This is a genomic window from Streptomyces sp. NPDC005262, assembly GCF_042872425.1.
In the GTDB taxonomy this organism is placed as follows: domain Bacteria; phylum Actinomycetota; class Actinomycetes; order Streptomycetales; family Streptomycetaceae; genus Streptomyces.
The window spans coordinates 93,210-103,415 of record NZ_JBIAKK010000022.1; the positions used below are offsets into that span (position 1 = coordinate 93,210).

The window sequence follows — 10,206 nt, forward strand, 5'->3', positions numbered from 1 at the left end:
GTCCGCCCGGCAGTCCCTGCCGCTCGCGGCAGCGAAAGGAAACCCATATGTACGGCACCACCGTCAGAAACGGCCGACTGACAGCCGCCCTCGCCGTCACCGCCGTCCTGGCCCTCGGCGTCACCGCCTGCTCGGGCACCAGCAAGGACTCTGCGAGCAAGGAGGCCGGCCCGGCCGCTACCGGCAAGGCCGATCCGAACAAGGCCACCAAGAAGGGCCTCACGGTCGCCTTCCTGCCCAAGCAGGTCAACAACCCATACTTCACCACCTCGGACGCCGGCGGCAAGAAGGCCGTGGAGCAGCTTGGGTCCACGTACAAGGAGGTCGGGACCAGCAGCGGTACCGACACCTCCGGGCAGGTCTCCTACGTCAACACCCTCACCCAGCAACAGGTCGACGCCATCGCCGTCTCCGCCCAGGACCCGGGCGCCCTGTGCACGGCTCTGAAGCAGGCCATGAAGAACGGCGTCAGTGTCGTCACCTACGACTCCGACACCCAGGCCGACTGCCGCCAGGTCTTCGTCTCCCAGGCCAGCGCAGAGGACCTCGGCCGCACCCAGGTCCAGTTGCTGGCGAAGCAGATCGGCGGCAAGGGCGAGATCGCGATCCTCTCGGCGGCCCAGACGGCCACCAACCAGAACACCTGGATCGACTTCATGAAGGACGAGCTGAAGAAGCCCGAGTACAAGGACATCAAGCTCGTCAAGACCGCATACGGTGACGACGACGCCCAGAAGTCCTTCCAGCAGACGCAGGGTCTGCTTCAGGAACACCCCAACCTGAAGGGGATCATCTCGCCGACCACCGTCGGCATCAAGGCGGCCGCCCAGTACCTGTCCGGTTCCAAGTACAAGGGCAAGGTCAAGCTGACCGGCCTGGGCACCCCCAACGACATGCGCGCCTATGTCAAGGACGGCACTGTCGAGGGCTTCGAGCTGTGGGACCCGGCCAAGCTCGGCGCACTCGCCGCCCACACGGCCGTCGCCCTGGAGTCCGGCCAGATCACCGGCGCCGAGGGGGAGACCTTCAAGGCCGGCGACATGGGGTCGTTCACGATCGGCAAGGACGGCGTCGTCTCGCTCGGCAAGCCGACCGTCTTCGACAAGGCCAACATCGATCAGTTCAAGTTCTGAGCGTCGTTCGAGCCGTGGGGCCGCCACCGGTGCGGCGGCCCCACCCCATCCGAGAGAGGCGACAATGCAGCGCGTCTGCTTCCTGCTGAAGGTCCGGGCCGAGCGGATCGAGGAGTACCGCGAGCGCCACCAGCACGTATGGGCCGAGATGCGGGCGGCACTCACCGAAGCGGGATGGCACAACTATTCGCTGTTCCTGCGCGAGGACGGGCTGCTCGTCGGCTATCTGGAGACCCCGGACTTCGACCGGGCCCGCGTCGCCATGGAAGCCACCGAGGTGAACGCCCGCTGGCAGGCCGAGATGGCGGAGTTCTTCGAGGAACTCGACGGGCGGGCACCCGACGGTGCCATGCGGCCGCTCACGGAGGTCTTCCATCTCGCCTGACCGGAAATACCGACTGCGTAGGATGAAGCCCTCAGGCGGTATTTCGCTCAGAGGAGGAGAACCGATAGGAGAGACCAGGTGGGACGGATGACGAGTACTGCACGGACGGTGAGTATCAAGGACGTGGCACGCGAGGCGGGCGTCTCCGTGGGCACCGTCTCCAACGTCATCAACCAGCCGGAGCGGGTCTCGCCGGAAACCCGGCAAAAAGTGCAGAGAGTGATCTCGGGTCTGGGTTATGTGCGCAGCGAGCACGCCCGTCAACTACGGGCCGGCCACAGCCGCATGATGGCGCTGCTCGTCCTGGACATGGGTAACCCGTTCTTCGTCGACATCGCCCGTGGAGCCGAACGCGCCGCCAGGGCCGCCGGGCTGGGCGTCATGGTCTGCAACAGTGGCCAGAACCCCCAGGACGAAGCCGACTACCTCGCCCTCTTCGCCGAACAGCGCGTTCGCGGAGTCCTGGTCACTCCCGCCGACCCCGGCGGGCGCAACCTTCGGGAATTCCGCCGCCACGGCATCCCCTTCGTCCTCGTGGACCGCGTGGCGGGGGACGACGACGGGTGTTCGGTCTCCGTCGATGACGTCGTCGGCGGGGCTCTGGCAATCCGTCACCTGACCGCGGTGGGTCACCGCACCCTCGCCTACGTCAGCGGACCGGGACACCTGACGCAGGTCCAGGACCGGCGCACAGGTGCCTTGGCTGCGCTGACCGAGGCCGGCCTCCCTCCCCATGCCCTGCAGGAGATTCCGGCCGCAAGTCTCGACGTCGCGGCCGGACGCGACGCGGGAGCCCGGCTCCTCGGCCTGGCGCAGCGTCCCACTGGCATCTTCTGCGCCAACGACCTGTTGGCTCTCGGTGTGTTGCAGTCCCTGTACGCGGCCGGAGTCCGTGTCCCGGACGACATGGCCATCGTCGGCTACGACGACATCGAGTTCGCTGCGGCGGCCACGGTACCCCTCACATCGGTGCGCCAGCCTGCCCTCACCATCGGAGCCAAAGCCACCGAGCTGCTGCTTCGGGAAACAGACGAGGGCTCACACGGCCACCAGCACGAACACGTCATCCTCCAGCCGGAACTGGTCGTACGTCAGTCCAGCCTCACGCTGCGCTGACGCACTTCGGCACAGGCATTCCCGTAGCGGGAAGTCCACTCCGGTACACGGTGCTCACGCCCAGGGCGCCCTACTAAAGAGCCGGTCTCTGTACAGGTCAACGGCAAGGAGATGACCCCGACCAGACCGGTCGGAAGATTTGAGCAAGCACACACATGGGATATCGAGGGAGAAGCTTGAAACGTTTCATTTTCGAGAGGAGCTCGTTCTACCGCGACATCGCGGGGAAGTGGCAGTCGGTTTCGGAAGCCTCCTCGTCCACGCTGCACGCCGAGACGGGGAGCGCGACGAGTGGCACCATCACCCTCCCTGTTACTGGGGAGACCGCCGTCAGCGGCCCCAACGGGTGCAACCGAGGCGCGTACAGCGCCTGTCAGGGCCACGCCGAGAGCGGCTGCGCCCGACTCACGGTTGTCCGCGGCAGGTACGGCGTCACCGTCAACCGAGGCTGACCTGCATGCACATGGCCTCTGCTCGGCTCGCTGGGTGGAGACCAGGGGTTCGCAAAAGTGCGGCCCCATGCAAGGCAAAACCACATGACTCAAGGAGTTCGACATGTCCACAGAGCCGCGCGGCGCACTGAGCCGCAGACACGTCATCGGGACTTTCGTAGCCGGAGCGGCAGGGCTGGCGCTGCCTATCGGGGTCGCCGGACAGCCCGCCATCGCCGCCGGCCTCGACATAGTCCCCGCCGGCCTCGGCACCCGGGCCGAACTCTTGGGCGCCCTCCGGCTCGCGACGACCCTCGCGTTGCGCTGACGGTTTTAGTCGCCGACAAAGAGCGCCGACGCCAAGTGACGCCCTTCGACAGCAACCGAGTTGGGCCGTTCGGAGAATCGCGACTGGGTCTGCTCGGTCGCTGCGGCCGTTCTCGGCGTACATAGTCGTGGGCGGAACCGGTAGACACCGAAACGACGGAGTGCCCCGCGGAGCCGTGACCGGTGAGGAAGGCCTCATAGGGCTTCCTCACCGGTGACGGCTCCGCGGGGCAGCGGCCGGTTCCCAACGCCACTCAGGCCACTGCTCGTCGACGAGTTCGGGCAGCAATCAGTGATCAGCCCGGGCAGGGTCAGGAGCCGGTAGGGCTGCTTGTTGGACTACCGGGTCGCAGGTCGGCAGGGTGGCGAGCGCCTGTTCCACCGCCGCAAGGATGGTGACGGGAGCTTTGTCCAAGGGTTCCCGAAGCTCTCGGCCCGGCCTCCAACGAGTTGTTCGGCGGAATGTCTCAGCGCGCGACTCATCGATGGTTCGGATTGCGTTCAGCACTGCTTCGTATGCCTGCCGGTCGTCGATGATCGTGGCCAGGCTGCTGCGGAGACTCAACGGGCTTCGGGGCAGGGAATTTTGCGGATGGACTTCTACCCAGGTGTGAACCCCGCTGCCGACCTCGTAACGCGTACCGGAGGGGAGCTCAACTATGGCCTGGGTGTTCGGTGGTATCTCAGCATGGAAGTACACCTTCGCGCCTTCGCGTCGCCAGCCTGCGCGGGCGCGCCCGTACGGTGTCTCGTGCCATGCCGATGCGTCGTCGAGACCGGCCAGCAGGGTAGGTGCGATCCGGATGACGCGGTAGGCCGGTTCCAGTGGCGCGAGTCCGGCGACGCTACGGTGCAGCCAGTCAGCCACAGCGCCCAGCGCGTAGTGGTTGAATGAGGTCATTTGGCCCGGGTTGATCGAGCCGTCCTCGAGCATGGAGTCCCAGCGTTCCCACACGGTGGTCGCGCCCATGGTGACCGGGTACAACCACGAAGGGCATTCGGTCTGGGTCAACAAGCGCGACGCGGCCGCCGCGTGGCCGGTTGCGGTGAGCGCCCCTGGTAGAGACTCGCGGATACGACGGGGGCCCGTGCCCAGTGCCACCGTTCATGAGTGATGACGGTCTCCACCGTCCCGTCTTCATAGTCGAGCGTAAGCTGGGCGGCCGCGGCCGGCGCACCCTCGTAAACGCGGCATGCCGCGTCACGAAAGCCGAACCGTTCGGTATACCAGCCGCCGGTCAGGGTGATTCCGAGTGCGTTGCGCCCCGGGCGGATATGCGCGGTCACGTCGGCCACGTCGAGGTTCACACGCCACTGACAGCTGGTCCAGCCGGGCTTGAGCTCGGAGTCGTCGGCGGGGACGTCGTTGATGCGGATGTCATAGGCGCCGAAGGCGGTGGAATGCAGCAGAGCGCGGCGCACCGTGCCGTGGACGTCGAAGGTACCGCGGATCAGGTGGGGTGCCTCAGATCCGGAACCGATGAAGCGGGCGTGCCAGGCGTCGAGAGGAAGGAAGCCTGCTACGACCTCGGCGCTTGCGGCCGGGGCGAACCTGCGCATGGAGGTCCTGTGGTGGGGGACGGGGGGTCTGGGGCTCGGGTCGTTGCGGCTCGCCGCCCACACTCTCGCGTGGCGGCCGCTTCACTGGCGGACTCGCGGGCCTGGGCAGGGAGCTCGGCGGCGGTCTCTTTCGACATCAGGCTACGTCGCCGCCAGGTAGGAGGTCTCTGCGGGCGGCGAGTTCGCGCTGCTGCTGAAGGCGTCTCGCGTACGCCGTCGTGAAGACCACGATGCGGTACCGGTACGCGCGCCCGCCCCTGCCCCTCTCCCAGGAGAGGCCCCAGGAAGCGGGCCTGGACCGCGTGCGGGTGCGGGTGTTGGCACGGCTCCTTTGCCCTTGTGGTCGCCGCGCGCACGTCCGGGTGACGTGTGCCGGGGATCGTCGGCGTCCTGCTGTACGGCAACCCGGCCTGATCATTGTGGCGATCTGCCGGTAAGGCACCCCGGGAGCGCGGACGTCCTGCGCGTCGACGATCCGGCGCCTTCCCAGCGTGTGGCCGGGCGGCGTGGACATCCAGATCGCGACGGCGACCCCGTACCAGACCCACTGGGCGTCGTCGAGGAAATCCAGGCGACGTCGAGACCGGCCCACCTCTGGGATTTGACGAGGAAAGGTCATCGTGGGCGAGCCCAACGATCTGCCCGTTGATGATGACCCTCCGCCCACACCCGAGGGGAAGGTCAGGACTCTTGCTGGTTTCGAGATGTAGCCGGGGAGAGCGCAGGTGATGTGTTGGGTGCGCACAGCGGGGACGGGGCCGGCGTCCATGGCGTCCGGACCGCGAGTCGGTCTGCCTCCTGCTGGCCTGCCGGCGTGCGGGAAAGTGCCAGCACGACCAGGTCGTCCTGGCGTTCGCCGTCGGTCCACCGCGAGACGCTTCGGACGAGGGCGTCGACGAGGTCCTTCGGCTGGATGCGCGTGCGTCGTGACAGCGTCGCGGTGGGGTCGTAGAAGTGCCCATGTCGGTTGCGGGCCTCGAGTACGCCGTCGGTGAGCATGAGAACGGTGGCGTCAGGAGGCAGGGGAAAGGTGTCGGAGGTGTTGTCTTGACCAGCTTCGGGCAGCCCGGTGCCGAGCGGCGGATCGGGCGCGGTCGGCTCTAGCTGAGTGACTTTCCCCGCGTGGAGAAGGTACGGCGCGGGGTGGCCCAGGGAGAGCAGTGTGACGGTGCTGTCGCCGGGCGGGATCTCGGCGAGCAAGGCCGTGGTGTAGCACTGGGCATCCTCCTCGTCGGCATGGCAGTCTCGCTCGAGCGCGTGATCCAGTCGTTGCGCTAGCGCGCGAAGGTCGGGGGCGGACTCGGCGGCCTCACGAAAGGTGCCGAGAACGGCGGAGACAGCGGGTACGGCGCCCATGCCTTTACCGACCACATCGCCGACGATGGCACGCAACCCGAAGGGCGTCTCCTGCACCGCGTAGAGGTCCCCGCCGATCCTGGCTTCTGCCTGAGCCGGTTCGTAGCGGGCGGCGACGGTGAAGGATCCTAGGCGTTCGGGCGGTGAGGGCAGCACGGCGCGCTGCGTGGCTTCCGCGATGTCGCGCGCCACGGTCAGGTGGCCTCGCTGCCGAGACATCAGGTGGTTGACCCAGAGTCCGATGAGGCCGATAAGACCCACTACACCCAAGTCCACCAGAGTCGCGGGTGGTGGACGGCCGATCCATAGATCGATGGCAACACTGGCGATGCAGGCGGCGGCAGCGACGCCGACGTTTGTGCGGGTACGCATGACGACGCACCCCATAAGGGGTGCGGCGGCCAGCAAAGGCAGGCCCATGTACGGCTCGGGAGCGAAGAGATTGGCGGCCATGCCACCGAGGATCAAGAACACGGGGAGCAGTCGGGCAACCCTCATGGCGGTGGGGTCCATGCTGGCGGCGGGGGTGGGCGGCATGAGGCGTCACTTCCTCCGGTGGGCGGACGACGGTGCGGCCAGCAATCGGCCTGCGTCCTGGGACGCGCAGCCTCCGGTGGGAGGAGATGCGCTAGGCACCGCTGCGTGGACTTTGCCCAGGTTTCTGAGCGAAAGCGGGGAGTGCTCGGCTGGGAGCAAACGACTAGGTCGCTGAGCTTGTCCAGTTCTGTATGAAACGGGGTCCGCTCAGTTCGCCCCTGTTATGCCTTCTGATCTCGCCGTTCGCCGTCTAAGCCACAGTGCCTGCTGCCTGTTTCAAAACTATTGCTACGTTTCCAATCGAAATATGTATGAATTTGCAGGTTTGCCTTTGTTTTCCCTCAGGAGGGCTGGGTAAACACCCAAGTCGCTTCTCGCTCCGGAGCAACAAGTTCAACGTCTTCGACTCGGATAGATCACGCCGGTTCGTACCGGTGGGCCCGCCCGCCCTGCCACTCGACCCAGTGCGCGTCGTCGAGGAGATCCCAGGCATCGTCGAGACCGGCCCGCCTCAGGAACTCGACTAGGTCATTGTCCGTGTGGGCGAGCCCGACGCCCTGCCCGTTGATCGTGACCCTCCGCCCGCCCGAGGGCGAGAGGCCCTGGACGACTATCGGCGCGCTCATCCCTCCAGCCTGACCCGGGACGACGGCGGGCGCATCCGGCTGTCCCAGGTGCGCGGGCCCCGGTCCGGCGTAAGGATCGCTGTACGGGCGGTGGCCCTGCCGCGGCCTGGACTGCTGCCCGACCGGCCCGTGGGGGGGTCCTGGAGGTATGCATGCCGTCGACGATTTGGAGCGGGGCCATCAGCTTTGGCTTGGTCACGATTCCTTGCAAGGTGGTCGGTGCCACCGAGGATCATTCGATCCGATTCCACCAGGTTCACCTGGAGGATATGGGCCGGGTCCGCACGCGGAAGGTGTGTGAGATCGACGGCGAGGTCGTTACGCAGGACGAGATCGGCAAGGGCTACGAGCTCACCAAGGACGAGATCGTCCCGATCACGGACGCAGAGCTCGACCAGATACCCCTTCCCACGGCCAAGGCGATCGAGATCGTGACGTTCGTGGACGCCGACACGATCGACCCGGTGCGGATCGGTGACAGCTACTACCTGGCAGCCGACGGGCAAGTAGCGGCGAAGCCGTACACCCTGCTGCGCAGGGCACTTGAGCGGTCCGACAAGGCTGCCATCGCGAAATTCGCCTGGCACAACCGCGAGCGCCTCGGCCTGCTCCGGGTACGGGACGACGTCATCGTCCTCCACGCCATGAGGTGGCCGGACGAGATCCGCGACCCGTCCGAGCTGGCCCCGAAGGAACCCGAGCTGGGCGAGAAAGAGATCGAGCAGGCCGTACAGCTCGCCGACAGCATGGCCATCGACGACATCTCCGGCTTCCGTGACGCGTACCGGGACGCCCTGGAAGAGCTCATCGAGGCGAAGAGGGAAGGCAAGGAGCCAGCCCAACCGGCCGAGGGCGAGGAGCAGCAGCCCGGGCAGGTCGTCGACCTGATGGCAGCCCTGAACGCGTCCGTGCAGAGGGCCAAGGAGTCCCGCGGCGAGACCGGCGAACACGCCACCGTCCACGAGATGAAACCCCGCAAGAAGGCGGCCGCAAAGAAGACGGCCAAGAAGGCACCTGCCAAAAGGTCGGCGGCCAAGAGAGCCACGACGAAGAAGACGAAGAAGACGGCAGCGAAGAAGAGTACCGGCCGGAAGCCACGCAGTGCCTGACTGGCCCGAGCAACCCGAGCTCGGTGTCGTCTGACCTCCGCCGTGGGGGAACTGCCCGGCGAGCTGGTCCTCGGCCCCGTCAACGCACGGCTGCAGGCATGGGAGGCGGCGCGGCGGGCTGGGGGCCGTCGACGCACTCTCGATGCGCTCGCTTCGCCGCGTTACCTGGACCTGCTGGAGAAGCTGAAGCTGCTGGCCGACGGCCCGCCGCTGCGTACAAAGGCAGCCGGCAAGCCCGAGAAGGTCCTGGTCAAGGCCCTCTTGAAGGAGTACGACCGGCTCGCTCAGCGGATGGATCGTGCACTCGACATGCCTTCCGGGCCGGAGCGTGACGCAGCGATCCACAACGCCCGCAAGGTCGCCAAGAGGCTCCGCTACGCTGCGGAGGCGGCCCGCCCGGCCCTCGGGAAGCCTGTGCGACGTCTCGGCAAGCGCGTCAAGGACGTACAGAAGGTGAGCGGTTCCCAGCACGACAGCGTCGTGACATGTGACGCGTTGCGCTGGCTCGCGGTCTCTGCGCACGCGGCGGGCGAATCCGGGTTCACCTGGCGCCTGCTGCATGGTCAGGAGAGGGCCGCAGCCGGCGCCCGGGAGCGGCAGCTTCCCGAGGTGTGGGCTCGTGCCCGCACGGCGGGGCGGCGCAAGGCTCTCCGTCGCTGACGTATCCGGGGAACCCTGCAAGGCGACACGCCGAGGCGACTTCCGGCGGGCCGGCGGCGTCGACAGGTCGGCTGCAAGGACTACTACTGGCGCTGTCCCCGCCTGGCGGGCCGCTGCCGCTCTGCGGGCGGATGAGAGGCAACGGTTCCGGCCGAACTCACCGACCTGCAGCGGGGGCGGCCGACGCGGAACCCGGGCCGGCCGGCGCCGCTGCCACGGAGACCGTGGACGGCGGGGGCGAGCACCAACACCTACGCCTACGACGACGCCGGACGCATGAAGTCCTGGACCCAGGGCCGGTTGGTCTCGCCGAGGACGTGGACCAGGATGGCGAACAGGTTCGTGTTGGGAGAAGGCTCCGGCCACCACGGCACGTGGCCGGGGGCATCGAGGGCAAGCTCGTCGATCGTCGCGTCTGAGTGTTCCCACGTGCGCCGGTAGGACTCGATGATCTGATCGCGCGCCTCGTCCTCAGCTGCCCACAGATCGCTGCCGTCGTGGTCCTGCCACCGGGACAGCGGTTCCGGGGACGGCCGGTCGAAGACCTCGCCGAAGTACCTGGCCTCGACATTGGCCACGTGTTTGACCAGGCCGAGGAGGCTGGTCCCGGTCACTGTCAAAGGTCGGCGGGCGTCGTATTCGGACAGGCCGTCGAGCTTCCAGAGCAGCGCCTTGCGGTCCCGCCGCAGTCTCCCGAGCAGGTTGTCCTTCGCGAATTCATCGATCATGCGGCATGAGCCTGCCATGGACTACTCGCGGCCTCAAGATCCCGTACGTGGACCGCAACGACCGGCAGAGCCGAAGCCTGGCCATAGCCACCGCCCCGAGCTGCACAAGAAGCTCGCGGAACTTGCCACGTGAGACAACCTCTTAGGCACTGTTTCTTGGATCATGTTCGGAGCCAGATGGTGAGGGCTGCGAGGGTGACGGTTCCGAGGTAGATGTAGGCGCGTTTCTCGTAACGGG

General features: G+C 67.1%; 10 protein-coding genes and 2 pseudogenes. 7 read left to right on the forward strand and 5 right to left on the reverse strand.

What is annotated here, in order from left to right:
* The first annotated feature begins 47 nt into the window (after nt 1-47).
* The 4 genes from rhaS (at nt 48) to ACFYP5_RS35380 (ending at nt 3,393) form a co-directional block, all read left to right on the forward strand.
* A complete protein-coding gene (gene rhaS, locus ACFYP5_RS35365) occupies nt 48-1,133 on the forward strand; it encodes a rhamnose ABC transporter substrate-binding protein (RefSeq protein WP_389043430.1) in 1,086 nt (361 codons plus the stop codon).
* Nucleotides 1,134-1,197: 64 nt separating this feature from the next.
* The gene (locus tag ACFYP5_RS35370; protein WP_389043433.1) at nt 1,198-1,518 is read left to right on the forward strand and encodes an L-rhamnose mutarotase; all 321 of its coding nucleotides are present in this window, start codon (nt 1,198-1,200) and stop codon (nt 1,516-1,518) included.
* Between the two features lie 87 nt (nt 1,519-1,605).
* Nucleotides 1,606-2,634 (forward strand): LacI family DNA-binding transcriptional regulator, encoded by a 1,029-nt coding sequence (locus tag ACFYP5_RS35375; RefSeq protein ID WP_389043436.1) that lies wholly within the window; start codon nt 1,606-1,608, stop codon nt 2,632-2,634.
* Between the two features lie 555 nt (nt 2,635-3,189).
* Entirely contained in the window at nt 3,190-3,393 is a 204-nt protein-coding gene (locus tag ACFYP5_RS35380; protein WP_389043438.1) for a hypothetical protein, read from the forward strand.
* Between the two features lie 288 nt (nt 3,394-3,681).
* Here ACFYP5_RS35380 and ACFYP5_RS35385 read toward each other — a convergent pair whose 3' ends face one another.
* The 3 genes from ACFYP5_RS35385 to ACFYP5_RS35395 all read right to left on the reverse strand — a co-directional run bounded on the left by ACFYP5_RS35385 (nt 3,682) and on the right by ACFYP5_RS35395 (nt 6,761).
* Nucleotides 3,682-4,494, reverse strand: a complete 813-nt coding sequence (locus ACFYP5_RS35385; protein WP_389043439.1) for an alpha-L-rhamnosidase C-terminal domain-containing protein — start codon at nt 4,492-4,494, stop codon at nt 3,682-3,684.
* Nucleotides 4,401-4,952, reverse strand: coding sequence for an alpha-L-rhamnosidase N-terminal domain-containing protein (locus ACFYP5_RS35390; RefSeq protein ID WP_389043441.1), 552 nt, complete (start codon nt 4,950-4,952; stop codon nt 4,401-4,403). Before ACFYP5_RS35390 ends, ACFYP5_RS35385 begins: the two co-directional genes overlap by 94 nt.
* A 681-nt stretch (nt 4,953-5,633) precedes the next feature.
* Nucleotides 5,634-6,761, reverse strand: coding sequence for a PP2C family protein-serine/threonine phosphatase (locus ACFYP5_RS35395; RefSeq protein WP_389043443.1), 1,128 nt, complete (start codon nt 6,759-6,761; stop codon nt 5,634-5,636).
* Between the two features lie 49 nt (nt 6,762-6,810).
* Here ACFYP5_RS35395 and ACFYP5_RS35400 point away from each other — a divergent pair.
* Nucleotides 6,811-7,020 (forward strand): annotated as a pseudogene (locus ACFYP5_RS35400) (hypothetical protein); the annotation flags it as partial.
* Between the two features lie 241 nt (nt 7,021-7,261).
* On the opposite strand, the gene ACFYP5_RS35405 reads toward ACFYP5_RS35400, so the two are convergent.
* Nucleotides 7,262-7,471, reverse strand: a complete 210-nt coding sequence (locus tag ACFYP5_RS35405; protein ID WP_389043445.1) for a hypothetical protein — start codon at nt 7,469-7,471, stop codon at nt 7,262-7,264.
* Between the two features lie 152 nt (nt 7,472-7,623).
* Here ACFYP5_RS35405 and ACFYP5_RS35410 point away from each other — a divergent pair, with 152 nt between their 5' ends.
* Together ACFYP5_RS35410 and ACFYP5_RS35415 are read left to right on the forward strand one after the other, a co-directional pair.
* Nucleotides 7,624-8,580: a Ku protein gene (locus tag ACFYP5_RS35410; RefSeq protein ID WP_389043448.1), complete on the forward strand. Its 957-nt coding sequence runs from the start codon at nt 7,624-7,626 to the stop codon at nt 8,578-8,580.
* 30 nt (nt 8,581-8,610) lie between these two features.
* Nucleotides 8,611-9,240, forward strand: coding sequence for a CHAD domain-containing protein (locus ACFYP5_RS35415; protein WP_389043456.1), 630 nt, complete (start codon nt 8,611-8,613; stop codon nt 9,238-9,240).
* Nucleotides 9,241-9,536: 296 nt separating this feature from the next.
* Here the strand turns inward: ACFYP5_RS35415 and ACFYP5_RS35420 are convergent.
* Nucleotides 9,537-9,968 (reverse strand): annotated as a pseudogene (locus ACFYP5_RS35420) (DinB family protein); the annotation flags it as partial.
* Nucleotides 9,969-10,206 lie beyond the last annotated feature (238 nt).

What these genes read in the sequence shown, in the direction of transcription:
- rhaS (WP_389043430.1), top strand. Translation starts at nt 48, where the DNA reads ATGTACGGCACCACCGTCAGAAACGGCCGACTGACAGCCGCCCTCGCC.
- ACFYP5_RS35370 (WP_389043433.1), top strand. Translation starts at nt 1,198, where the DNA reads ATGCAGCGCGTCTGCTTCCTGCTGAAGGTCCGGGCCGAGCGGATCGAG.
- ACFYP5_RS35375 (WP_389043436.1), top strand. Translation starts at nt 1,606, where the DNA reads ATGACGAGTACTGCACGGACGGTGAGTATCAAGGACGTGGCACGCGAG.
- ACFYP5_RS35380 (WP_389043438.1), top strand. Translation starts at nt 3,190, where the DNA reads ATGTCCACAGAGCCGCGCGGCGCACTGAGCCGCAGACACGTCATCGGG.
- ACFYP5_RS35390 (WP_389043441.1), bottom strand. Translation starts at nt 4,952, where the DNA reads ATGCGCAGGTTCGCCCCGGCCGCAAGCGCCGAGGTCGTAGCAGGCTTC.
- ACFYP5_RS35395 (WP_389043443.1), bottom strand. Translation starts at nt 6,761, where the DNA reads ATGGCCGCCAATCTCTTCGCTCCCGAGCCGTACATGGGCCTGCCTTTG.
- ACFYP5_RS35405 (WP_389043445.1), bottom strand. Translation starts at nt 7,471, where the DNA reads ATGAGCGCGCCGATAGTCGTCCAGGGCCTCTCGCCCTCGGGCGGGCGG.
- ACFYP5_RS35410 (WP_389043448.1), top strand. Translation starts at nt 7,624, where the DNA reads ATGCCGTCGACGATTTGGAGCGGGGCCATCAGCTTTGGCTTGGTCACG.